Source organism: Micromonospora sp. NPDC004336 (assembly GCF_053602615.1).
Genome location: NZ_JBSGDY010000100.1, coordinates 1 through 22,605, shown reverse-complemented (window position 1 = coordinate 22,605; position 22,605 = coordinate 1). Strand labels below are relative to the sequence as shown.

The window sequence follows — 22,605 nt, the reverse complement described above, 5'->3', positions numbered from 1 at the left end:
GTCCGCGCGGGGGCCGCGGACGACCCGCCCGCTCGGCCGCCGCAGCTCGATTCAGCGGTACGACAGCAGAGCGGCCCAGCGGGTCGGGACGGGCACGGGCACCCGCCCCGACCAGGGGGATGCCTCTGCTCCTTGTTGCCACGCAAGGGGAGAGGCGATTCTCAACTTAGCTGTCCCAGTCACCTTAGTCAAACGATGAGTTGTTGCAAGGTGTCGTTGCGTGATCGAATTGGCGTGCCACGCAGGGGGAGTCATGCCGATCACCGCCGACTACATCCGCATCGCCGACGAGATCGTCGCCGACATCAGAGCGAAGAAGCTCAAGCCGGGGGACAAGCTGCCCTCAATCACGCAGCTTGCTGCGACTCACAAGGTCAGCCCGTCCACTGTCAAGCAGGTCTACGTGCGGCTCGAAGCGCTACGAGTGATCTGGCGGCACCAGGGCAAGGGCGTCTTCGTCAACGACCCGAAGCTTTGGATGCGGGAGCCGTAGGCTGCTGGCCGGCGACACCTGTCGGACTGACCCCGACCGGATCGAGTTGTCGTCAGTTCGGGTGTGCCGGCTGGTCGAGGATGGCGCTGAAGCGCTCCTCTGCCAGGTCGAGCTGGTCGAGGATGTGCCGCTTCACGGGCGCCGACAGGGGAGTGTCCGGCCGGGTGACCAGGTCCCGGTAGACGGGCACGAGTGGCCGGTACTTGCGGGCCGACGAGGTGACCTTCGGCCCGACGGTGTGGATGACGCCCACCCCGTTGTCGGTGAAGTCGGAGATCTTGATGACCCGCGCCCACGGCTCCCGGTCCAGGCTGGCCGCCACGTGCTCCCGGTACTGCGTGTGTTTGTCGCGCCCCGGGTCGTACGCCGGATTGGTCACCGCCGCGACCAGGCGCGCCACGCGCGGGCCGAACCGCTCGGCGAGGACGGCCAGCGCGGCGGCGGTGGCGTCGTCGCCGGCGTGCCCGCCGGCGGCGGCCAGCTCGTCGGGGTGGTCCTCGACGGCGTCGTGCAGCAGGCCGGCGACGATCACGTCGACGTCGCGCACCTGGTAGTGGTGCATCATCCGGATCGCCACCCGCAGCAGGTGGTTGAGGTAGGGCTCGCGCACCCGCCGGTCGTCGCGGTGCAGCTCGGCGGCGAGGTCGAGGGCCTCGGTGAGTCGCCCCCGGGCGGCCTCGTCGAACGCGCGCAGCTCCAGCCGGAACCGGGCGAGCAGGCCCGGTTCGCCGTGGATCTCGGTGATCGCGTGCATCGGCATGGTGGCCAGGTAGGCGGGAAACTCCATGCGCCACTTATAGCGGATCTTCATCATGCCCCGCGCCCCTGGCGTCGCCCACCCGACGCCCGGCCATGCCGCGGGCACCGAAGGGAACGTGAGCCGCCCGTGACGCGGACCGCCTCGACGACGGCCGGGATCGTCAGCCGCCCGTGACCCGGACGGCCTTGACGACGGCCGGGATCGAGCCGATCAGCAGCACCAGCCCCCAGACGAGGGCGACCACGGCGAAGAGCAGCGCCCCGAGGTCGTCGACGATGCTGACCAGGATCACCGGCACCAGCCGGTGCAGGAACTCCAGCGCGACGGTGCAGAGCAGCGTGGTCAGGGCGAGCAGCACCAGGCCCTTGTTCTGGCCGAAGCGGGGCTGGGCGGCCAGCAGCAGCCCCGCCCAGGCGAGCTTGAGCAGCAGCACCAGCCCCAGCAGCACCGAGGCGTCGCCGACCGGGAAGAACCCCCACAGGGCCAGGTAGGCCAGTGTGCCGAACGGCGGCGCCAGGAACAGCGACACCATGACGGTCAGCTCGACGAAGGCGACCAGCAGCGCGACGAACGCCACGACGATCAGCACGATCGAGAAGACCAGCGTCGCGACGCCCTGCACCCGGCCCTGCACCCGCTCCGACAGCACCAGGCTGAGGCAGAACAGCCCGGTGGTCCAGACGGCGACCGCGTCGACCAGCGCCAGGTAGCCGGTGCCCCGGCCGGACGGCTCGCTGACCCCGGACACGTCGGCGACCTCCACGCCGAGCGTCCCGGCGCTGTCCCGCAGCGCCGCGCCGGCGTCGCCGCCGCCGGTGAGCAGCCCGGCGCCGAGTTCGACGCCGAGCGCCAGGCCGACGGCGAGCATCGCCAGCAGCAGGAACGGCTTGCGCAGCTCACCCATGGTGGCCCCTTCGCTGGTCAGGACGTGGTGACCGCGACCGTGCAGGTGCCGAGCCCCGGGCAGCGCAGCAGCACGTCGGTGGCGCGGTCCACGGCGATCCGGGCGACGGCCCCGGTGCCGTCGTCGGCCGGTACGACCTCGTCGCGGACGGTGAAGTCGGCGTCCCCGGGCGCCGGCGCCTCGACGGTGAACGGCGCCGCGCTGCGCAGCACCAGCGTGCGCAGCCCGCCCGGGTCGGCGACGCGCAGCACGCAGCCGCCGGCGAAGACCAGCCGCCCGCCCTCGGCGCAGTCGGCGCGGACCGTCGCCGGGTCCACCGCGGCGCGTTCGCCGCCGAGGCGGGCGAGCCGCTCCACCAGCCCTGAGGGTGCGCGGGGGTCGCCCCGGTCGTCGCGGCCGGCGCCGACGGCGACCGCGAACAGCGCCACCAGCAGCGCGCCCGCCGCCGCGAGCAGCGCCTTCCGCCGGCCGCTCATCGGGCGTCGGCCGGCGCGACGACCTCGGTGAACCGGATCGCGTCGACGCCGGCGAAGTAGCGGTCGGTGCCCTGGGTCTTGCCGACCACGACGAGCGTGACCCGGTGCGGCCCCCGGCTCAGCGCCACGGTGCCGACGTCCAGCCAGTCGGTCTTCGTCACCTTCGGGGTGAAGCCGAGGAACGCGCCGCCGACCTGGGTGCCGTCGACGGTGAAGACGGTGTTGGCGTAGTCGAACGAGGTGGTGCGGACGGTGGCCAGCCGCCAGGTGCCGTCGGCGGGGATGTCCACCGTCAGGGTCACCTGGTCGCCGACGGCGAGGCCCTGGAAGAACAGCTGGGCGTCCGCCGACCAGGTCACCCCGCAGCAGTTCGGCTGCGCCACCACCTGCGCGGCCGAGCCCTGCGGCGAGCGCACCTCGGCGGCGGGCACCAGCCGCTCCGCCTCGACCGTGACCACGCGCGGCTCGCCCGGCGCCGGCTCGGCGTCGCGGGCCACCAGCCAGACCACCACCGCGCCGACGACGAGGACCAGCGCCGCCGCGGCGGCGATCCACGGCCAGGGTGTACGCCGGGGCGGGGCGACCGCCCGGACCTCGTAGGTGACCCGGCCGCTGGAGCGGGAACTCTCCTCCGGCGCGGTGTTCGCCGAGTACGCGAACCCGGTCATGTCGTAGCGCCGGGGCGCGGTGCCGGGCGGCACGGCCAGCCGGACCAGGAACGACACGGAGCCCTGCCCGGGTACGACCCGCTGCGGCTCGGCGACGGTGAACCAGGACCGCTGCGAGCCGTCGCCGGGCGCCACGTCGAAGACGACGGTGTCCGGGGCCGGGCCGGGGTTGGAGACGGTGAAGGTCAGCTCGCCGGTGTTGCGGGCGTCCAGGGTGAACTGCTCGGCGGCGGCGACGACCGCCCACTCGGTGGTCATGGTTGCTCCTTCGCGACGACGATCTCGGCGGTGGTCGACGCGGGCTTCTCCGCCTCGACGACGCGGGTGATCAGGGCGAGCTGACCGGCGGCGGCCGGCGGCACGGTGACCACGACGTGGAACGGCCGGTCGGCCGGCTCGGTCAGCGCGAAGCCGCGCAGCCCGGTGGCGACCTCCAGGGCCCTGCGCATCCCGTACGGGGTGCCGCGCCAGCGGGCCAGCAGCGCGCCGTGGGACACGAGGTCCCGCAGCCGGCCCGACGGCAGCGGCGACGGCGCGTCGGGCCGGGGCGGGGCGAGCACGTGGTCCATCGCCACCCAGCGGGCCAGGTACGCGACCATCCCCTCCGGCGCCCGGTACGCGTCGAACAGGGCGTCGACGTCGGCGAGCACCGCCTCGTCCGGGGCGTGCAGCGTCTCCATCACGTCCAGCAGCGCCCACAGCACGCTGCCCGGCACGCAGGCCCGCTGGTACGCGGCGGGCAGCAGCCGCTCAATCGCCGCGCGTCGCATCCTGCCGCACCACCTCGATGTCGTGCTCGCCGGAGCAGAGCAGCCAGGTGTCGGGGACGGTCACCACGTCGGCGGTGGCCTGGTTGGCGCTGGCCGCCCAGTCGACCGCGTCGACGCTGCGGTGCACGCCGCGTTCGCCGCCGGCCAGGATCAGCCGGTCCGGCCCGCCCGTCGCGGCGACGGCGTCCACCGGCACGAACCGGGAACGGTCCCGCAGCGGCAGGCCGCAGTTGACCATCACGGGCGCCCACTGCGGGGCGGCGGCGAGGGTGTCCAGCCGCAGCACGCCGCCGCTCTGCGTCGCGGCGACCGCGAGCGGGCCGGCGAACGCGAGGTCCCGGCAGGTGCCGCCGATCCAGCCGGACTGCACGGCCTGCCACCGCACGTCGGACTCGAAGAGCCGGGTCCGCCAGCAGCCCTGCCCGGGCTTCTTCGGGTCCGGCTCGCCCGCGCCGCTCCACAGCAGGGTGGCGGGGCCGTCGTACTGGACGGCGAGGACGCGGTTGTCGACGTTGGCCAGCCCGACGTGGGCGAAGGTGCCGGGGCGGCCGGCCTGGGTGGACAGGTAGACCCCGAACCCGGCCTGCGCGGCGAGCGCCACCCCGGGTGCGCCCCGCTCCGAGACGAACGCCCGGACGGCGTAGAAGCCCCGGTCGGCGTCGGCCGGATCGACCAGGATCTGCAACGGCACCGCGCCGGGCAGCAGGGAGACCTCGTACAGGCCGGTGTCGGTGGCGACCAGCAGCGCGCCCGCGCCGTCCCGGTCGATCCAGGCGAGGTCGGAGACCCGCGAGTCGAGGTCGGCCAGCAGCGACCAGGTCTCGCCCAGGTCGCCGCTGAGGTGCACCCGGGACCCGCCGTCGGCGCGTACGGTGGCGACCGCCACCGAGCCGGGCCGGGGCACGACGCCGGGACGCGCCGGGGCGGGCGCGGGCGTCACCCGCAGCACGGTCTCGCCGTCGTCGAACCGGCCCGCCGGCTCCCAGCCGGCTCCGGCGTTGGTGGAGCGGAACAGCACCGGCCCGCGCCCCGCGTACCAGGTCCGCGGCTGGTACTGGTCGACGGCGAGGGTACGCACCTGCGCGTCGGGCGCCTCGTCGACGACGAAGCGGACCGACTCGACGTAGCGCACGCCCGGCTCGGCGTGCTCCAGCAGCCGGTACACGTTGGACGCCCGCAGCGGCTCGCCGAACGCCCAGCCGGCCGGGTTGAGCGGGGTCGGCAGCGGGCTGAGCGTGGAGTGCAGCCGGTCGTGGATGCGGCGGCGGACCGCCTCGACGTCCTCCTCCCGGCGCACCACCACGCGGGCCCGCACCGACACCGCCTTGTAACGGGCCCAGGTCGCCCGGCACGAGGTGCCCAGGGCGCGGCGACGCTCCAGGTCCGCCTCGACCCGGGCGCGGGCCTGGTCGACCTCGTGCTCGCGCAGCACCGCCACCGGCAGCCGCCCGCCGGGCCGCGCCGCCTCCGGCACGTACGGCACCAGCACCACCTCCACCTCGCCGGGGCGGGCGAAGCTGTAGACGGCGGCGCGGGTGAAGGCCCGGGCCCGGGCCACCGCGCCGGATCCGGTGGCGAGCACCTCGAAGTCCCGGGCGGTGACGGCCCGCTGCTGGGCGAAGAACTCGTACGGGCCGCGCAGCAGCGCCGACTCCATGGACTCCATCTCGCGCCCACCGGCCGCCGGTGCCGGGTTGTCGACGCGGACCCCGGGCAGCGGGTCGCGCAGGCTGGTCAGCGTCCCGGCCGCCACGTTGCCCGCCGGCCCGCCGCCCGAGCGGTACCACAGCCGGATCTGCCGCCCGGCCGGCGGCACGGCGGCCACGGTCACCAGGCCGCCCGCCGGGGCGTCGCCGCCGGGGGCCGCCGGCCCGTCCGCCGCCGGTCCGCCCGCCGGCCCGCTTCCCGGCGTGCCCGCCGCGTCGGCGTCCCCGGTGACGTCGGTGCCCGGGGCGGTGTCCACGTGATCCGGGGCGTCGCCGCCCGCCGGGGCGTGGCCGGCCGCCGGGGCGCGCAGGTCCAGGGCGGGGGCGAAGGTGACCGTCCCCGAGCAGCGGTCGACCAGGTAGACCTTGTCCTGCGGGCCGAGCCCGGCGAAGCTGTCCACCGGCCGCCAGACCTCGAAGGTGCGGCCGTCGTGCTCCCGGGCGGCTGCGCCCAGCGGCACCGTGCCGGCCGGCACCTCGACGCCGAGCAGCAGGTCAAGCGGCTCGGCCGTGCGCGCCAGCGGCGCCCGGGCCGCGCGCAGCACCTGCCCCGGCTGCCCGGTGCCGACGCCGAGCAGTTCCGCCTCCACCGGCTCGCAGTGGTGCATCCGTACGGTGACCTCCCGCTGCCCGGCGGCCAGCAGCGCCGGCTCGGTGGTGACGAAGACGATCGGCCGGGGGTCGGCCCCGCGCGCGGCGGCCACCCGGGTGCCGGCGGGGATCCGGACCGGGCCGCCCTCGCCGCCGCCGGTCCGGGTGAACCGGACGTCCGCCCAGGCCACCGTGGGGGCGTGCCGGGCCACCCCGAGCAGGTTGAGGAACGCCACGTACGCCTTCTCGGGCAGCTGGTTGAGCCGGTAGATCATCACCTCGGTCAGGTGCGCGAACGCCTCCAGCAGCGCGATCCCCGGGTCGTGGGCGGACAGGTCCGTCCAGCCCGGACAGGACTGCCGGATCCGCTCCCGGGCCTCGGTGACGAGGTCGAGGAAGGTGCGGTCGTCGAGGTGGGGCACGGGCAGCGTCATGACGCTCCTTCCTCCGGCGGCACCCGACCGGGCGGCGGGCCCCCGGCCGGGCCGGGCGCGGCGGCAGAGTCTCCCGGGTCGTCGGCGGGCAGCAGGTCGACGGAGAACACCAGCTGCCCCGGCGTCAGGCTGGCCCGGATCCGGTAGTCGAGCCGGATCACCAGCCGCCACGGCTCGTCGGGGTCGGGGCCGGCGTCGACGTCGAGCACCTCCACCCGCGGCTCCCAGCGGGTGACGGCCGCCCGGACGTAGTGGATGGCCAGCCCGGCGGTCGTGTCGTCGTTGGGCGCGAAGACGAGGCGGTGCAGCCGGGAGCCGTACCCGGGGCGCATCAGCCGCTCGCCCGGCGTGGTGGACAGCAGCAGGAACAGCGCCTGGCGTACGGTCTCGTCGCCCTCGGTCATCGCGAGGCCGCCGGCGGCGGTCAGCGCGAGCCCGCCGCCGCGACCCGGGTCGAAGCCGGCGCCGACGAACCGGAAGGCCCTCACCGGTCCGCCCCCAGAAAGCCCTGCCGGGGGTCGCGCACCCGGTGGTGGACCAGGCCGGGCGGGGTGCCGTCGGTGAACCCGTCGAGGTGGGACAGGACCACCCGCCGGCCGTCGACGCGCACCCAGTCGCTGTAGCCGACCCGCACCCGCAGCGTCCTCGCGCACGGCTTGACCGTCGGCCCGTAGTTCGGGCAGGCGGTGATCTCCCGCCCCTCCGGGTCGTCGTCCACCAGCACCGGCACGCCGGCGACGGTCACCCACGCCTGCGAGGCACGGTTGCCGACCCGTCCGTCGTGGTCGCATTTGATCACCGAGTCGCGGTGGATCCAGCGCATCAGCCGCCTCCCTCACGATGGGCGCGGGCGAGCGCCCGGGCCCGCTGCGCCGCCGTTGCCGGGTCCTCGGTCGCCTCCGCGTGCAGGAAGTCGACGCTGCGGGCGCGCACCACCATGGCCCGGCCGGGCGCGGAGAGCACCAGGTCGGTCGCCGCGTGCAGGGTGGCCAGCTCGGGGGTCAGCTCCAGCCAGCTGCCGCCCTCCGTGGCGAGCCGCAGGCTCCGCGCGGCGTCGTCGACCACGACCGACTGCCCGCCCGCCGTCCGCAGCGACCAGCGCCGCGCCCGCCCGCCGTCGACCCCCGGGTCGTACGCCCCGGCGGCGCCGAAGAGCGAGCCGAGGACGATGCCCGACGCGGGATCGCCACCGGGCAGCGCCACCAGCACGGCGTCCTCCGGGTCCGGCAGCGCCACCAGCCCCTTGCCCGGTCCGGCGCCCGGGCAGAGCACGGCCAGCCACCCGGCGTCCAGCCCCCCGTACGCGGGCAGCTCGACCCGGACCCGGCCCCGCCCCTCCGGGTCGGCCACGTCGGTGACCCGGCCCAGGGTGACCGCGGCCGGGGCGGGCGGCCCGGCCGGCGGGGCCGGGGGTGGGGCGGTGGAGAACCGGGTGAGCTGCCCGGCGACGTCGATCGTGTGCACCACCTCGGTCAGCACGTACGTCCCCTCGACGCCGGCGGGCACGCCGGTGAGCGCGATCCGCCGGCCGGGCCGCAGCGCCGGGTCGACCTCGGCCGTCCCCTCGGCGGTGACCAGCGCGGCGACCCGCGCGTCGAGCCGGGCCTGGGCGAGCGCGGCCAGCTCGTCGTCGCCGCGCCCGGGCTGGTCGACGGCGGTCCGCACGCCGCCCGCGCCCACGTCGGCGGGGTCGGGGTCGGCGGCGATCCGCCGACCGCTGCGTGCCGCGCCCACCTGCTGGCTGATCGGCTCGGCGCGCTGCGGGTGCCAGCCCAGCGCCGCGCTCTCCCCGCCGGCCGCGTCCAGGTTGGTCGACACCCGCAGCGAGTGCAGCCCCCGGCCCAGCTCCAGGGCGACCGGCTCGCCGTGCCCCGCGAGGGTCAGCAGGCGCAGCCGGTCGCCGTCGACGACCACGTGCAGCCCGGCCCGCCCGGTCACCTCCCGCAGCAACTCCAGGTCGCTGTGCCGGTGCTGGGACAGCCGCTCCAGCCGAGGGCCGTCGGCCTCGGCGTCCACGGTCAGCCCGTCGTCCCCGCACAGCTCGCGGGCCAGGTCGGCGGCGGTCACCGCCTCGAGGACCCGCAGCCGCTGCCGCCGGCGCAGCCGGTGCAGCGCGTCGTACGCCCGCACCCGCAGCAGCGCCGCGCCGTCGGCCGCGTACTCGACCTCGACGCAGGTGACCTCGCCGGCGAACAGCGCGTCGGAGTGGCCGTCCAGGCGGAGCTCCAGCCGCGCCCCCGTCGGCACCGGCGGGGTGAGCGCGGCGGCGCCCGGCGCGGTGGTCAGCGCCACCTCGCACTGCGTCGGCTGGTCGAGCCGGGCCGCCACCCGGGCCGCCACCAGCCGGCGGGCCGCCCCGTCCGGCAGCGGCGCGCCGTCGAGCAGCACGGCGAGCGCGCGCGGGGCGGTCACGGCAGACCCGCCGGGCGGGCGGCCGCAACCGACTGCGGCGGCCCGGCGAACGGTGCGCCGGTCGGGGTGGCGATCGTGGTGCCCGACGGCCCGGCGAGCGGGGTGCCGGGCGGTGTGGCGAGCGTTGTGCCCGACGGCACGGCGAGCGGGGTGCCGGGTGGCACGGCGAGCGGGTCGGTGATCCGGTTGTGCTCGGCCAGCAGCCGCCACCGCAGCGGCGAGCCCAGCGCGTCGTGGGCGAGCAGGTCGAAGCGTACGCCCGAGTGGTCGGGCCCGGTCGCGCCGTCGCCGGCGGCCACGACGGCGCTGCCCGGCGCGACGGTCGGGGTGCTCGCCGCGGCCAGTTCCTCCGCGAAGCCCTGGCGCGCCCGGTCGGCGTCCTCCGCGACCCGGACCAGCTTCAGCCGCAGCCAGGACCGCTGCGGCGAGCCGGTGGCGGTGAACGCGTCGAAGCGCTCCGCCACCGCGACGACGACGCCCGGCACGTTCCACGTCTTGCCCCAGACCAGCCGGACCAGCGGCGGCCGCAGCGAGCCGTACTCGGTGGCCGAGTTCTCGGCGAGCATCCACAGCGGCCGGGTGAGCGCCCGCACGTCGGTCGGGCGAACCTGCCCCTCGGCGAAGTCCACGTCGAAGAGCAGGTCCAGCACCAGCTCGGTGCGACCGCCGCCGGTGAAGACCAGCGGGTCGTCGGCGAGCCCGGCCCCGGTGAGCTGCCCGCCGGCCGCGCCCCGACGGCGTACCCCCGCCAGCCGCGTCACCTGCACGGTCTCCGGGTTGAGCAGGCAGTCCACCCGTTCGCCGGTAACGTCGATGAGGAAGGCGACCCGCTCCATCAGCCACCCGCCTGTTCCCGGTCGAGCCGGCGGACGCGCTCGTCGTCGAGGGCCGCCGCGGGCACCGTCCACAGCGGCCGGTCGTCCGGCAGCGCCGGCCACGGCCCGCTCCGTTCCCGACCGCCGCCGAGCCCGCACCCGCCGCTGGCCGGCGTCGCGCCGCCGGGTTCGGGCAGCGCCGGCCAGGGCGCCGCCTCACTGGGCCATCCCGACGGCGGCACGCTGAGCAATCCGCCACCGCCGTCCCACTGCCCCCCGTGCCCGTCCCACTGCCCCGCGTGCCGGTTCCAAGGGTTGGTGGCCCTGTCCCGCAGCCCGCTGCCCCCGTGGCTGACGTCGAACGGTCCGCCCGGGGTGCCCGGAGATCTTGGTACGGAACGGCCCCTCCAGGGGCCATTTCCTACCAAGATCTCCGGCGACAGCCCGGCGCGGGCGGGGCGGGGTCGGGGCGGCGAGGCGTCGGCGGGTGCTGGGGGGTGGGGTGGGTTCGTCGGCGTGGGGGTACGGCGGTCGGTGGCCGATGGGAAGCCTGGGCCAGTGGCTGCCGGGTTGTTGGTGGCCGGGTGGGCGGCGGTCGGGGCGGCGGGAATGGGCGGGCCGATGGTGGCCTGTGGTTGAGCGGTCCACGTTGCGCCGCGGGGTGGGGGCACCGCCGGCCGGAGCACCGGCCAGCCGCCGCGCAGCGGGGGACGGTCGGCAGCCTCGTCCACCCCTCGACCTGCCCGGCGTTCGGTCGTCGACCGGTGGTCGTGCAGGCCGTCGCCGGCCCCCACCCGGCCGCCGTTCGGCGCACCGAGGTTCACTGGGTGACCGTCGTCGCGCGTTCCGCCGGCGCCGGACCTGCCGCCGTTGCCGTCGGGAAAGGCGCGCTCGTGCGGCCAGCCGGCCCCGCCCAGCGGGACGTTCCCGTGTCCTCGTCGCCCTCCACGCCAGTCGACTCCGTCCGGCGCAGGGTGCGGGCCGGACCAGTCGTCTCCGTCCGGCGAAGCGTGCCGGTGGAGACGGTTGTCCTCGCCCGGTGACGTGTGCCCGTGCGACAGGTCGCCTTCGCTCGGCGACCCGGATCCGTGCGACCAGTCGTACCCGCTAGGCCAGTCGTGCCCGCTAGGCCAGTCGTGCCCGCTCGGCCAGTCGTGCCCGCTCGGCCAGTCGTGCCCGCTCGGCCAGTCGTGCCCGCTCGGCCAGTCACCGCTCGGACAGGCACCGCCCGGCCAGCCTTCGCTTGGCCCATCGCTTGGCCACGGAACGCCTGGCCGTTCGCGTTCGGCGGGCAGCACGTGCCCGTCCCGTCGGCCGGGCACGGGCAGCCGTCCGTATCCGGGCTTCCCGACGCCTCCTCCCGGCGGGAGAGGCACCGGCCGGCGGCTCGACTCTGTGCCGTGCGGCGCGTCGGCGACCGTAGCCCTCGGCCCGTGCCGGTCGACGGGCGGCGGCGCGGCGGGACCGGTCGGGAAGAGGCCGGTGCCGACGCCGGGTTCGAGGTCGTGCAGCAGGCCGGGGGCATGGGCGGACACCACCCGCAACCAGTGCTCGGGCGGCTGGCCGGGGCGGCGCGCCGGCAGGGCGGTAGCCTCCGGGGCGGCCAGGAGCGAGTCCCCGGCCGAGAGCGAGTCCTCGGCCGAGAGCAGATCTCCGGCCGAGAGCGAGTCTCCGGCCAGGAGGGAATCCTCGGCCAGGAGCGAGCCCCCGGCCGAGAGCGAATCCTCGGCCGAGTGGGAGTCCCCGGCCGAGAGCGGGGGGCCGGCAGGGTGGGAGCCGCCGGTCGGGGGCGGGGCGTCGGCCGGGGAGCGGCGCTGCGACCGGCCGGCCCGGACGGGGGCGCCCGGACCGGCCGCCTCGACCAGGCGGGCCAGCTCGCCGAGCGCCGCGGCCGTCTCCCGGAGCCGGGCGGCCAGCCAGCTACGCGGTGGTCGGCGCGGCGGCACCGCCGGTCTCCAGTTCCAGGCTCTCGTAGCGCAGGGTGAGCGCCGCGATGGCGAGCTCCTGGCCGAGGGTGTTCAGGTGGGCGCCCCGCCACCTCGTCGGCCAGGCGTTGATCAGGTTCCAGCGCAGCACCTCCGAGGTGCCGGCCGCGTCGAGCAGCACGATCGAGACGTTGCGCCGGTTCACCGTGCCCCGGGCCACCGCGTACACCCAGTCCCACAGCTCGCGGGAGGCGGTGAGGCCGAAGTGCAGGGTCACCGGCGCGTACTCCACCTGGCCGGGGACCATCCGGATCCGGTCGTTGCCCTGTTCCCGGTACGGCACCCCGGGGATGCTCATCTCCAGGCCGCTGACCTCGGTGAAGTGTCCGTTGGTGACGCCGTTGACGAGGAGCTTGAAGTTGTAGGCCCGGTACGGGTCGACCGGGGCGCCCGGCTGTGGTGTGGCCGTGGTCGGCATGTCAGCCTCCGATCGTCTCGGTCTCGGTGCCGCCGGCCCACTGGCTCAGCTTGAACACCACGAACTCCGCGGGCTTGACCACCGCGACGCCGATGTGGGCGACGACCATGCCGGCGTCGCGTACGTCCGCGGGGTTGGTCTCCTCGTCGCACTTGACGAAGAACGCCTCCTCGGGCGTGCGCCCCAGCAGCGCGCCGTCGCGCCAGACCCGGGTGAGGAACGCGCCGATGTCGCGGCGGATGGACCGCCAGAGGGTGAAGTCGTTCGGCTCGAAGACCATCCACCGGGTGCCGTTGGCGATCGCCTGCTCGATGGCGATGCAGAGCCGGCGCACGTTGAGGTAGCGCCACTCGCTGGCCTCGGCGGCCAGCGTGCGGGCGCCCCAGACCCGGATGCCCTCGCCGGGGAAGTAGCGGATGACGTTGACGCCCTTGGGGTTCAGCACGTCGTGCTCGGGCCGGGTGACGAGGTGGGCGAGGTCGACGGCGCCGCGTACGGGCTCGTTGGCGGGGGCCTTGTGCACGCCGCGCAGGGCGTCCGTGCGGGCCCAGATGCCGGCCATGTGCCCGCTCGGCGGGGTGAGCACCAGTTCGCCGCTGAGCGGGTCGCGTACCCGCAGCCAGGGGTGGTAGAGGGCGCCGAGGTCGGACTGCCGGGGCCGGCACGCCGTCGGCGCCTCGTCCGCCGCTCCGGAGGCGGCCGAGCCGGAGGCGGCCGGGCCGGACCCACCGGACCCGCCGGAGCCCTCGGCGGGCTTGGGCGGCTTGCCGGTGGACGGGGTCGCCACCCTGGTCAGCGCCGAGACGTCCGGGACGTCCGGGGGCGGGTCGCAGATCGCCACCATCGTCCGCGTCCGCTCGGCCATGCTGAGCAGCGCCTCGTGCGAGACGGGGTCGTGGAAGCCGGGCGCGGCCAGGATGGAGATCTCGTCGATGCCCTCCAGCAGTTGCAGGCCGCCGCGCCGGTGGCCGGTGCCGGTGATCTCGCCGCCCTCGCCGACGTTCACGACCCAGCAGCGGCTGCCGCCGTTGTCGAGGAAGCCGAACACCGCCCGGGCCAGCGGGGTGCTCTCCAGTCGGTCCCCGTTCGCGTAGAGCCGCAGGAACTCGGTCCAGTTGTTGACCGCGACGGCCCTGCCGAGCTGGGCGTCGCGGTCCGGCGCGACTCCGACGAAGGCGGCCGTGCTGGTGCTGGCCGGCCCGATCGGGCGGGCGCCGTCGGGGACCTCCTCGACGTAGATGCCGGGCGAGAAGTAGGTGGGCATCGGTCCTCCCGGTGTGGTTCGCGGGGATCAGCGGGTCGGCGGCGCGCAGACGATGACGATGTCGGGCTCGGTCGGGTCGACCTCGGCGGTGAGGACGCGCCCCCGGCCGGCGAGCCGCAGCCGTACCGGCCCGGGGCGGTCGGGGTCGTGCGGGACGCCGACGACGCGGAACCGGCCGGCGGGGTCGGTCGTGGTGGCGTACGCCGTGCCGACGACCTCGACCCGCACGGCCGCGAGGGGCTGCCGCTCGGGGCCGACGACCCGCCCGTCGAAGGCCAGCATCTCCAGTTGCCGCAGCTCCAGCGGCCGCAGCACCGGGGGCGCCGGCGACGCCGAGTGGGCGACCTGGGCGGGCACGTCGATGAGCAGGGCCGGCCGGGGCGCCGTGCCGAACGCGGCCCAGAGCCGGGGGTCGCCGGCCTCCAGCACGACGGCGCGTTCCCCGCCGGCGGTCGCGGCGGCGAGCACCCGGTCCAACCCGGGCAGCGCCGCCGGCCCGCCGGCGCAGAGCAGGTAGCGGACGGTGAAGCGGTACGGCTCGCGCCCCCCGCTGCCCCGGGTCTGCCGGGCCGGGCGCAGCTCCATCGGCCAGAGCGTGAGCCGGGCGGGGTCGTCGTCGGGGCGCGGCGGGCCGACCGGGACGGGTTCCCCCGCCGCCCCGGCCAGCCAACCGGCCAGCTCGGCGGTGGCGGTCTCGATCGGGCCGCGCCCCGGCGTGGTCATCGCGGCGGCGTTCCCTGGACGCGGTACGCGATGGCCTCGTTCCACACGTGCGGGTAGACGCCGATCTCGAAGTACCGGGTGAACCGGTTGATGGGCGCGTTGGTGTGGTCGTGGTAGAGCAGCCAGACGGGGACGATGGTGAACAGCACGTAGTTGGCGAGCACCAGCGGGATGTAGAGCGGGCCGAGGATGCGCGCCTGGAGGATGTGCACGTCCTCGTGCCGCTGGATGCCGGGGCCCGAGCCGGCGCAGACCGTGCCGATCGTGGTGGCGTACCGGGGGGAGACCCCCTCGACCACGTTCAACCGGCAACTGTGCTGCGAGGTGGCCCGGTCCAGCGAGTGCCCGAAGAGCACGTGCGCGGCGAGGTAGACCGCGCCGACGACCGTGTTGAGCAGGCTCCAGGTGTGGTCGACGACGAAGAGGAGGACGCCCCTCGCGTCCGGGCCGTAGACCCGGGCCGAGGCGACCGCCCAGCCGAAGATCCCGCCGACGAGCAGGCCGGCGACCGCGCCGACCAGCAGCCCGACCGTGCCGCCGGCGAGTTGGCCGAGGATCGCGCCGGTGGCCACGTGTACGAGGGTGCTGAGGACTCCGTAGACCATGATGGCCCCCTCATACCCAGGAGCGGAGGATGCGGGGCTCGCGTCCCTGCGCGACCTGGGTCGGCGACGCCTGGGTCGCCTGCCGGTTGCCGGGCGGGAGCTGGTTGACGCCCAGCGCCGCGGAGAAGATGACCAGCCCGTTGAAGAACGCGATGATCCACTTCTCGGCGCCGGCGTCGGTGGCGAACGCCGCGGTCAGGTAGGACAGCGCGAGCGCGATGCCCAGCGCGATCCACTTGCGGGCCTTGTCGCCGCTCGGGCCGATCAGCCCGCCGATGACGTTGGTGGCGAGCAGCGTGGCGGCGCTCGCGCCGGTGAGGCTGCCCAGGGCGGCCCAGGTGAAGAGATCGTTCATCGCCGATCTCCCTTCGGTTGTGCGGTGGTGCGACCGGGGTGTGGTGGTGGTGCGGCCGGCGGCTCCGGGAAGCCTCCGACGGGCCCGGCCCGCCGCCGGGCGGCGGGCGGGAGCGGATAAGGGACCTCAGGCGGGCCCCGGCGGGCCGGGGAGCGTCGGGTCGCCCGTGACGGGGCTGCCGGCCGCCGGGCCGCTCGCCCTGTGGCTGCCGGGCGTCGGGCCGGCCGGCTGGCCCGGCACGACCGCGCCGCCGGCGGTGGGCGCCGGTCGCCGTCGACGGCGCAGCAGCAGTACGACCACCACGGCGACGAGCAGCAGGAGCGCCGCCGCGCCGGCCAGCAGCGGCCACGGGAATCCGCCGTCGTCGTCGCCCGGCCCGGCGGCGGCCGACGGCCTCGGCGGCGCCTCCGCGACCGCGCGCAGCTCGGCCGGCTTCTCCTGGTTGCTGCCGACCTGCCAGCTGACGGACCGGCCGTTGACCGTGCCGTTGGTGTCGAGCACCCGGCCGGGAAAGGTCACCGATATCTCGAACGACATCAGCCGCATGAACGCCTGCTGATTCTGCGGATTCTGTTCCGCCACCTTTCCGCCGTATTTCTTCGGGTCCAGCGGAAGGGTGAACCGGTAGAGGTCGCCGTCCCGTACCAGCCGCACGCTCTCGCTGTTGAAATCGCGCAGGGGGACGTTCCGGTAAACGATCTGGGAACCGAAGAGCTTGCCGTCCTCGTATCGGGTCTCCTCGCCCGGAGGCAGGGCCGGAATGTTCTGCCGCAGCTCCGCGAAGCCGGCCTCGACGGTGCGGTTGCCCGAGGTCAGGACGGTCTTCTGGGCGGTCAGCAGGAGTTGCCCGTCGACCGAGTCGTCGGCGTTGACGGTCAGCCCGACATTGAGTTGCATGCAGCCGGTCAGCGCGGCCACCAGAACGAGACACGCCGCGACGCGGAGTGCCCTGCCGCGGATGAGTCCCGTATTCATGGGCACAGTGTGTGTGATCCGGATCACTGGCAGCAGTCAGCGATCAGTCACAACGAAGTCGCCGATCTTACCGACGGGCGCTCCTTTTCGGCCGAGGCCGCGAAACGGCGGAATGGATATCCTGAGGGGTTGCCGCGGCACCGGACCGCCCGACCCGTCGCGGGCCCGCCCCGGTGCAGGTCTCGCAGCGGCCGCCGACCGGGCCGGACGCTGTCTCCGGCCGGCCCGGGTCGCGTCGGGTCGCGGGCGGCAGCGGCGTGGCGAGGTGGTGGATGTCGTTGCGCAGCACCCCTCCGGCGGTGCAGCACCGCCTCTGGCGGGGTGGCCGCGGCGGCCGGTCAGGACGCGGCGAGGCGGTGGTCGCGCGGGGTGACCCCGCGGACCCGACGGAACGCCGTGCTCAGCGCGAAGGGGCTGCCGTAGCCGACCTTGCGGGCCACCGCGCCCAGGGTGGCGTCCGGCTCGCGGAGCAGGTCGGCGGCGAGCGCCAGCCGCCACCCGGTGAGGAACGTCATCGGCGGCTCGCCGACCAGGTCGGTGAACCGGCGGGCCAGCGCCGCCCGGGAGACGCCCACCTCGGCTGCGAGGGAGGCGACCGTCCACGGCCGGGCCGGGTCGTTCTGGAGCAGCCGCAGCGCCGGGCCGACCACCGGGTCGGCGGCGGCGACGTACCAGGCGGGCGCGGCGCCGGGGCGGGCGAACCAGGCGCGCAGCGCGGCGATGAGCACCAGGTCGAGCAGCCGGTCGAGGACCGCCTCCTGGCCGGGCGCGTCCCGGGTGACCTCCTCGGCGAGCAGGGGCACCAGCGGGCTGCGCCACTCGTCGCCCCCGACCGTGACCAGCGGCGGCAGGGCGGTGAGCAGCCGCCGGCTCAGCTCCCCGGGAAGCTGGTAGGTGCCGGTCAGCAGCACGGTCGCGCCGTCCGTGCCGGTGCCCCAGGTGCGTACGCCCAGCGCCATCGACTCGGCCAGCGGCTCCCCGCGCAGGGTGGTGCACCGCTGCCCCGGGTGGATGACCACCTGCGGCGGGGTGGCCGGGTCGTCGGCCACGAGGTAGCCGTCGGGCCCGCGCAGCACCGCCACGTCGCCCGGCCCCAGCCGCACCGCCGCGCCGTCGTCGGGCACCACCCAGGCCGCGCCGCGCACCAGGGCGACCACGGTCAGCGGGGCGCGGTCCTCGATGCGCAGGGCGAACGGCGGGTCCAGCAGCGACCGGAGCAGGAAGGCGCCCCGGGCGCGGGGCCCGTCGAGCAGCCCGGTGAGCGGATCCATCCCGCCAGCGTAGACGAATGCGCATGGCTCCAGGCGCGTACGCCATCCGGCGTCTCGGTCACGACCGCCCCGGGGCCGGCGGGAGGCGGTGGGCGGTGCCGCCGTCGGCGCGTGTCGCCGGGTGCGCGCGCGGCCGTGCCGTCGCCGTGTTCCGCCGGGGCTCGGGGCGGGGCGGCGTTCGCCGTCGAGGGGCGGACCCCTCGACGGCCTGGGATCAGGCGCGGGGCCCGAGGTCCCGGCACCTGGACAACCACTACGCCCTCCAGCAGGCCATCGTCGGGGCCCTCGCGCCCGACGGCACGGATCCGGACACGGTGTTCCGCATCCGCGCGGCGGCGGGCGCCTGCCTGGCCGCCATGCACACCGCACTGGTGCGCTGGGCCGAGGACGACGGACGGGCCGAGCTGCCGGACCTGATCGCGAAGGCGCTTGCCGCCGCCTTCGGCGACGACACCGTGGGCGCCGGCCCGAACGCCTGAGAGGGCCCCGCGCTCCGCGGGTCGTCCGGGCCGCGCCGCCGAGGCCCGGCCGTCGTCACCCGGGCGCTCGGCGGCCGGATGGCCAGGACGCCCCCGCCGCGCGCCGCCCCCCGGGTCAGTCGGCGACCGTCAGCCAGTCGGCGGCGCGGTGCCGGATGTCGGCCGGCACCTCGTGCGGGCCCGGGAACTCGTCGTAGGTGACGTCGTAGCCGAGCGAACGCAGCCGGGGCACCAGGCGGCGGCTGCACACGTCGACCGGCAGGACCGGGTCGTCCGCGCCGTGCGAGACGTAGACCCGGGGCCGGCCGTGGGTGACCAGCGGCGCGGCGAAGCCCGGGGAGAAGGCCAGCACCGCGTCGACCAGGTCGCCGTTGGTCAGGCCCAGGGAGAGGGCGTACGAGGCGCCGTCGGAGAACCCGCCGAACGCCACCTGCCCGACGGGGTAGCCGGCGAAGGCGGTCGCGAGCAGCCCGTCGATCCGCCGGACGTCCACCCCGTAGCCCGCCACGATCAGGTCCCAGCTGCTCGACGCGGCCTGCGGGGCCACCAGCAGCAGCCGGTGCGCGTCGGCGACGGGCAGCAGCAGGTCCAGGCCCTGCCGCGCCGAGCCGCCCGCCCCGTGCAGCAGCAGCACCAGCCGGTACGGCCGGTCGGCGACCGGCTCCGGCGCGTACACCATCGCCAGCGGCCCGCCGTCGGCGTCGGTCAGCGTCACCATGCCGGTGGCGGCCCGGGTGGTTGGCGGCGCCGGACGCGCGGTGAGCCGGCCGTGCCGGGGGTTCTCCTCCGGCTGCCGGTGCGGCGCGGCGGGTTCGGCCACGGGATCACCGCTCCTCGTCGTCGGCGGGGTGCGGCGGCGGTTACCCCGCCGCCCGGCGGTTAACCCTGCCGACCCGGCTGGCCGCCTCGCCCACCGGCCTGGGCAGCCGTCGGCCGCTGACCGGGGGCCCGGACGGACCCCCGACCCCGCTGGCTCCGCCGGGGCGGACGGTCCTGCCGGGCCGGGTCATGCGCTGAGGCGGCGGACCAGCCGGGACGGGAACACCGTCGCCGGCGGCACCGGCCGGCCGGCCAGCACGGCGGTCGCCGCCGCCGTGGCGATCTGCCCCACCGGGTGGGTCGCCGTGGTCAGCGCGGGGGCGGTCATCGCGGCGAGCGGGATGTCGTCGAAGCCGGTGACGGCCACGTCCCCGGGCACCTGGACGCCGTCGCCGCGCAGCCCGTCGATCAGCCCCAGCGCGGTCGCGTCGCTGATCCCGACGATCGCGTCCGTGTCCGGCCAGCGGCGCAGCACCTCGCGGGCCGCCGCCCGGCCCCGGCGCGCGCTGAAGTCCCCCCGCACCAGCCGCACCGGCAGGCCCGCGTCGCGCACCACCCGGCGGTACGCGCCGACGGAGCGGCCGGCGCAGGACAGCCAGCGCGGCCCGGTGACCATGGCGATGCGGCGCCGGCCGGTGGCGTACAGGTGCCGCACCACGGCCTCCGTGCCGCCGCCGTTGTCCACGTCGAAGGCGGGTACGAGGGCGGAGCCGATGCCGATCGACGCGACCCTGCCCCGCAGCGCCGCCGGGACGGCCCGGAGCACCGCCTCGGTGGTGTTGACCAGGACGACCCCGCCGACGCTGCGGTCCTCGGCCAGTTCGCGCAGCCCGGCCGGGTCCCGCCGCGGCAGCCAGTGCAGCGCCACCCCGAGCCCGTGCGGCGCGCAGACCCGCGCGGCCGCGCCGACCACCCGGTCGACGTACGGGTCGTCGAGGACGGCCGGGCCGGCGCCGGACACGGCGACCACCAGCCGTACCCCGGTGCCCCGGACCAGCGCGCGGGCGGTCAGGTTCGGGACGTACCCGAGCCGGCCGGCGGCGGCCTTGACCCGGTCCCGGGCGTCCGGCGAGGCGTAGCCCGTCCCCGCGATCACCCGCGACGCGGTGGCCCGGGAGACCCCCGCCGCCAGGGCGACGTCGGTCAGGGTCGGTGGTCGGTGTGCCGTCGTCATCGCTGTCCTCCCGTGTCGCCGGCCGTCCGGGCGCGGCCGACCGTCGCATCATTCTCCGCCGGCGCCGCCGACCGTAAGGGGCGGATCCGGGTTGCGCTGATAGCGCTCTCAGGTGTGCGATCGGGGCAGACGCCCGAGGCGAGAGGACCGTAACCGTGAGCCGCACCACCGTCCCGACCGCCGCGCCGGCCCCGCCCGCCGTGCCCCGGGCGGTGCTGGTCGCCCGTACCGCCGTGGCCGTGGTGTTCGCGCTCAACGGGCTGGCGGTCGCCACCTGGTTCTCCCGGGTGCCCGCCGTCCGGGACGCGCTGGGGCTCAGCGCGGGCCGGCTCGGGCTGCTCCTGCTCGCCATGTCCGCCGGTTCGCTGCTCGCGATGCCCACCGCCGGCCTGGTGGCCCAGCGGCTCGGGGCGGCCCGCACGGTGGCCCTCGGCAGCGCGCTCGTCGCGGCCGGGCTCGCCGTGGCCGGGTTGGCCGCCCAGGCCGGCGCCCTGCCGGGGGTCGCGCTGGGGCTGTGCGCGTTCGGCTACGGCTCCGGCATCTGCGACGTCGCCATGAACGTCGAGGGCGCGGCGGTCGAACGGCGGCTGGGGCGCACGATCATGCCGCGCTTCCACGCCGCGTGGAGCCTCGGCTCCGTGGCCGGCGCCGGGCTCGGCGCGGGGGCCGCCCGCCTCGGCCTGCCGGTCGCCGCACACCTCGCCGCGCTCGCGGCGGTGGTGCTCTGCGGCACGCTGCTGGCCGTCCGGTCGTTCCTGCCGGCGGCCGAGAGCGGTACGGCCGCCGCGTCGGCGGCCCCGGCCGAGCGCCGCCGCGACCTGCTCGCCGCCTGGCGGGAGCCGCGCACGCTGCTCATCGGCCTGCTGGTGCTGGTGGCGGCGTTCGCCGAGGGCAGCGCCAACGACTGGCTCGCCGTCGCCTTCATCGACGGCCACGACCTGAGCGAGGCGGCCGGCGCGGCGGTCTTCGGCGTCTTCGTCGTCGGCATGACGCTGGGCCGCACGGTGGGCACCGTCGCGCTCGACCGGTGGGGCCGGGTGCCCGTCCTGTCGGCCACCATCCTGCTCGCCACCGTCGGGGCGGGCGTGGCGGTGCTCGCCGGGTCCGGGCCGGTGGCGGTCGTCGGCGTCGCGCTCTGGGGGCTCGGCGCGTCGCTGGGCTTCCCGGTCGGGATGAGCGCGGCGGCCGACGACGAGCGGCGGGCGCCCGCCCGGGTCAGCGTGGTCGCCGTGATCGGCTACACGGCCTTCCTCGGCGGCCCGCCGCTGCTCGGCCTGCTCGGCGACCGGGTGGGCACGCTGCACGCCCTGCTCGTCGTGCCGGTGCTGCTGCTGCCCACCCTGGCCCTGGTGCCGGCCACCCGCCCGCCGGCCCGCTGACCTTACCCCGCAGGTCACTCACACCCGGCTCGCAGCCGCGTCCCAGGAAACGGTGCTGCACTGGGAGGACGCCGAGGAGAAGGGGGAGTGGGGATGGGCTGGTTCAGTCGACGGTCGCGCGGCGCCGACGCGACCCCCACGAAGCTCGACCGGGAGGCGACCCGCGAGGACCTGGCCGCGCTGGAGGCGTTCGTCACCAGCCGGCGGGGCGTCGAGTTCTACCTGGAGCCGGAGACCACCGCGACCGACACCACAGTGGTGGCGATCGCCCACGACGGCGAGTGGATCCGCCGCCGCACCGGCTCGCCGCGCGCCGCCGGGTCGATCGCCCGCAGGCACGCGGTGCCGCTGTACGAGGCCGCCCGCACCGGCTACCCGGAGCGGATGCGGGCCTGGAACCGGGCCCACCCGGAGCGTCGCGCCCGCTGAGCCCGCCGCCGCGTCACCCCGCGGCGACCGCCGCGCGCGCCTCGTCCAGCGTCATCGGCGGCTGGTGGCTCGCGACGTACCAGTGCAGGTCGTCGGCCAGCAGCCGGCGGACGAGGGCGAGGTCGGGCCGGTCCTCGGGGGTGCGCAGGTGCGCCGGGGGCGGGTAGTAGCAGTCGCCGAGCAGCAGCACGCCCGAGTCCGGCACCGCCACCACCGTCGAGTCCGGCGCGTGGGCGCCCCCGACGTGCCGCACCCGTACGCCGACCGGCAGCTCCACCTCGTCGGTGAAGGTCCGGGTCGGCGGCAGCACCGCGAAGTCGTCCCACGAGTCGACCGCCAGCGCCCGGGCCCGGAAACTCGGGCCGAGCCGCGGGTTCGCCCGCACCTGCTCCCGCAGGTATCGGTGGCTCCACGGCCGGGCCGCCTCCTCGCGCAGCAGCCGCTCGCCGGCGACGTGGCCGACGATCTCGACGTCGGGCCAGGCGCAGGCGCCCCAGACGTGGTCCCAGTGGTGGTGCGTGTAGACCAGCCAGCGCGGCGGCGGCAGCCCGGCGGCGCGCAGGGCGGCCTGGATCTCCCGGGCGTGCGCCGGGCTCTGCCCCGCGTCGGCCATCCCGCAGGACCACCTGGAGATGGTGGAGGCGCGCCGGCGCGGCCTGCGCGTGCTGCACCGTTCCGAGGCCCTCGCGGCGGCGATGAC

25 protein-coding genes and 1 pseudogene are annotated in these 22,605 nt (G+C 76.4%); 5 read left to right on the top strand and 21 right to left on the bottom strand.

Annotated features, from left to right (window positions below):
- Nucleotides 1–253 precede the first annotated feature (253 nt).
- Nucleotides 254–493: a winged helix-turn-helix domain-containing protein gene (locus ACWENR_RS20030; RefSeq protein WP_357097455.1), complete on the top strand. Its 240-nt coding sequence runs from the start codon at nucleotides 254–256 to the stop codon at nucleotides 491–493.
- A 52-nt stretch (nucleotides 494–545) separates the two neighbouring features.
- Here the strand turns inward: ACWENR_RS20030 and ACWENR_RS20025 are convergent, their stop codons facing one another.
- The 18 genes from ACWENR_RS20025 to ACWENR_RS19940 all read right to left on the bottom strand — a co-directional run bounded on the left by ACWENR_RS20025 (nucleotide 546) and on the right by ACWENR_RS19940 (nucleotide 17,625).
- Nucleotides 546–1,280, bottom strand: a complete 735-nt coding sequence (locus tag ACWENR_RS20025; RefSeq protein WP_452278488.1) for an HD domain-containing protein — start codon at nucleotides 1,278–1,280, stop codon at nucleotides 546–548.
- A gap of 133 nt (nucleotides 1,281–1,413) precedes the next feature.
- Complete coding sequence (locus tag ACWENR_RS20020) at nucleotides 1,414–2,157, bottom strand: hypothetical protein (protein ID WP_452278486.1); 744 nt, start codon at nucleotides 2,155–2,157, stop codon at nucleotides 1,414–1,416.
- Between the two features lie 17 nt (nucleotides 2,158–2,174).
- Nucleotides 2,175–2,633 (bottom strand): hypothetical protein, encoded by a 459-nt coding sequence (locus ACWENR_RS20015; RefSeq protein WP_452278485.1) that lies wholly within the window; start codon nucleotides 2,631–2,633, stop codon nucleotides 2,175–2,177.
- Complete coding sequence (locus ACWENR_RS20010) at nucleotides 2,630–3,559, bottom strand: hypothetical protein (RefSeq protein WP_452278484.1); 930 nt, start codon at nucleotides 3,557–3,559, stop codon at nucleotides 2,630–2,632. The genes ACWENR_RS20015 and ACWENR_RS20010 overlap by 4 nt, the downstream gene beginning before the upstream one ends.
- Nucleotides 3,556–4,071, bottom strand: coding sequence for a phage tail protein (locus tag ACWENR_RS20005; protein WP_452278483.1), 516 nt, complete (start codon nucleotides 4,069–4,071; stop codon nucleotides 3,556–3,558). Before ACWENR_RS20005 ends, ACWENR_RS20010 begins: the two co-directional genes overlap by 4 nt.
- Nucleotides 4,052–6,802: a putative baseplate assembly protein gene (locus ACWENR_RS20000; protein ID WP_452278482.1), complete on the bottom strand. Its 2,751-nt coding sequence runs from the start codon at nucleotides 6,800–6,802 to the stop codon at nucleotides 4,052–4,054. The genes ACWENR_RS20005 and ACWENR_RS20000 overlap by 20 nt, the downstream gene beginning before the upstream one ends.
- Nucleotides 6,799–7,290 carry a GPW/gp25 family protein gene (locus tag ACWENR_RS19995; RefSeq protein WP_452278481.1) on the bottom strand — a complete coding sequence of 164 codons (492 nt, stop codon included), beginning with the start codon at nucleotides 7,288–7,290 and terminating at the stop codon, nucleotides 6,799–6,801. The genes ACWENR_RS20000 and ACWENR_RS19995 overlap by 4 nt, the downstream gene beginning before the upstream one ends.
- Nucleotides 7,287–7,625, bottom strand: a complete 339-nt coding sequence (locus ACWENR_RS19990; RefSeq protein ID WP_452278480.1) for a hypothetical protein — start codon at nucleotides 7,623–7,625, stop codon at nucleotides 7,287–7,289. The genes ACWENR_RS19995 and ACWENR_RS19990 overlap by 4 nt, the downstream gene beginning before the upstream one ends.
- Complete coding sequence (locus ACWENR_RS19985) at nucleotides 7,625–9,214, bottom strand: phage baseplate assembly protein V (RefSeq protein WP_452278479.1); 1,590 nt, start codon at nucleotides 9,212–9,214, stop codon at nucleotides 7,625–7,627. The genes ACWENR_RS19990 and ACWENR_RS19985 overlap by 1 nt, the downstream gene beginning before the upstream one ends.
- Complete coding sequence (locus tag ACWENR_RS19980) at nucleotides 9,211–10,050, bottom strand: CIS tube protein (RefSeq protein ID WP_452278478.1); 840 nt, start codon at nucleotides 10,048–10,050, stop codon at nucleotides 9,211–9,213. Before ACWENR_RS19980 ends, ACWENR_RS19985 begins: the two co-directional genes overlap by 4 nt.
- On the bottom strand, nucleotides 10,050–10,271 hold the full coding sequence (locus tag ACWENR_RS19975) for a hypothetical protein (protein WP_452278477.1): 222 nt from the start codon (nucleotides 10,269–10,271) through the stop codon (nucleotides 10,050–10,052). Before ACWENR_RS19975 ends, ACWENR_RS19980 begins: the two co-directional genes overlap by 1 nt.
- A gap of 1,678 nt (nucleotides 10,272–11,949) precedes the next feature.
- Nucleotides 11,950–12,432, bottom strand: a complete 483-nt coding sequence (locus tag ACWENR_RS19970; RefSeq protein WP_452278476.1) for a phage tail protein — start codon at nucleotides 12,430–12,432, stop codon at nucleotides 11,950–11,952.
- A gap of 1 nt (nucleotide 12,433) precedes the next feature.
- Nucleotides 12,434–13,696, bottom strand: coding sequence for a phage tail sheath family protein (locus ACWENR_RS19965; protein WP_452278475.1), 1,263 nt, complete (start codon nucleotides 13,694–13,696; stop codon nucleotides 12,434–12,436).
- A gap of 27 nt (nucleotides 13,697–13,723) precedes the next feature.
- Entirely contained in the window at nucleotides 13,724–14,419 is a 696-nt protein-coding gene (locus ACWENR_RS19960; protein ID WP_452278474.1) for a carboxypeptidase-like regulatory domain-containing protein, read from the bottom strand.
- The gene (locus ACWENR_RS19955; RefSeq protein WP_452278473.1) at nucleotides 14,416–15,024 is read right to left on the bottom strand and encodes a glycine zipper family protein; all 609 of its coding nucleotides are present in this window, start codon (nucleotides 15,022–15,024) and stop codon (nucleotides 14,416–14,418) included. Before ACWENR_RS19955 ends, ACWENR_RS19960 begins: the two co-directional genes overlap by 4 nt.
- 10 nt (nucleotides 15,025–15,034) lie before the next feature.
- Nucleotides 15,035–15,379: a hypothetical protein gene (locus tag ACWENR_RS19950; RefSeq protein WP_452278472.1), complete on the bottom strand. Its 345-nt coding sequence runs from the start codon at nucleotides 15,377–15,379 to the stop codon at nucleotides 15,035–15,037.
- A gap of 126 nt (nucleotides 15,380–15,505) precedes the next feature.
- Nucleotides 15,506–16,354, bottom strand: a complete 849-nt coding sequence (locus ACWENR_RS19945) for an LppM family (lipo)protein (protein ID WP_452278471.1) — start codon at nucleotides 16,352–16,354, stop codon at nucleotides 15,506–15,508.
- Between the two features lie 338 nt (nucleotides 16,355–16,692).
- Nucleotides 16,693–17,625: an AraC family transcriptional regulator gene (locus ACWENR_RS19940; protein ID WP_452278470.1), complete on the bottom strand. Its 933-nt coding sequence runs from the start codon at nucleotides 17,623–17,625 to the stop codon at nucleotides 16,693–16,695.
- Between the two features lie 17 nt (nucleotides 17,626–17,642).
- On the opposite strand from ACWENR_RS19940, the gene ACWENR_RS19935 reads away from it, so the two are divergent.
- A complete protein-coding gene (locus ACWENR_RS19935) occupies nucleotides 17,643–18,104 on the top strand; it encodes an acyl-CoA-like ligand-binding transcription factor (protein WP_452278469.1) in 462 nt (153 codons plus the stop codon).
- A 115-nt stretch (nucleotides 18,105–18,219) separates the two neighbouring features.
- On the opposite strand, the gene ACWENR_RS19930 is transcribed toward ACWENR_RS19935, so the two are convergent.
- A complete protein-coding gene (locus ACWENR_RS19930) occupies nucleotides 18,220–18,924 on the bottom strand; it encodes an alpha/beta hydrolase (protein WP_452278468.1) in 705 nt (234 codons plus the stop codon).
- A gap of 186 nt (nucleotides 18,925–19,110) precedes the next feature.
- Nucleotides 19,111–20,097 carry a LacI family DNA-binding transcriptional regulator gene (locus ACWENR_RS19925; protein ID WP_452278467.1) on the bottom strand — a complete coding sequence of 329 codons (987 nt, stop codon included), beginning with the start codon at nucleotides 20,095–20,097 and terminating at the stop codon, nucleotides 19,111–19,113.
- Nucleotides 20,098–20,252: 155 nt separating this feature from the next.
- On the opposite strand from ACWENR_RS19925, the gene ACWENR_RS19920 reads away from it, so the two are divergent.
- Together ACWENR_RS19920 and ACWENR_RS19915 are read left to right on the top strand one after the other, a co-directional pair.
- Nucleotides 20,253–21,476, top strand: coding sequence for an MFS transporter (locus ACWENR_RS19920; protein ID WP_452278466.1), 1,224 nt, complete (start codon nucleotides 20,253–20,255; stop codon nucleotides 21,474–21,476).
- A gap of 93 nt (nucleotides 21,477–21,569) precedes the next feature.
- Complete coding sequence (locus tag ACWENR_RS19915) at nucleotides 21,570–21,905, top strand: hypothetical protein (RefSeq protein WP_452278465.1); 336 nt, start codon at nucleotides 21,570–21,572, stop codon at nucleotides 21,903–21,905.
- Between the two features lie 13 nt (nucleotides 21,906–21,918).
- Here the strand turns inward: ACWENR_RS19915 and ACWENR_RS19910 are convergent, their stop codons facing one another.
- A complete protein-coding gene (locus tag ACWENR_RS19910; protein ID WP_452278487.1) occupies nucleotides 21,919–22,518 on the bottom strand; it encodes an MBL fold metallo-hydrolase in 600 nt (199 codons plus the stop codon).
- On the opposite strand from ACWENR_RS19910, the pseudogene ACWENR_RS19905 reads away from it, so the two are divergent.
- Nucleotides 22,508–22,605, top strand: a pseudogene (locus tag ACWENR_RS19905) (Mur ligase domain-containing protein); the annotation flags it as partial. The gene ACWENR_RS19910 and the pseudogene ACWENR_RS19905 overlap by 11 nt on opposite strands.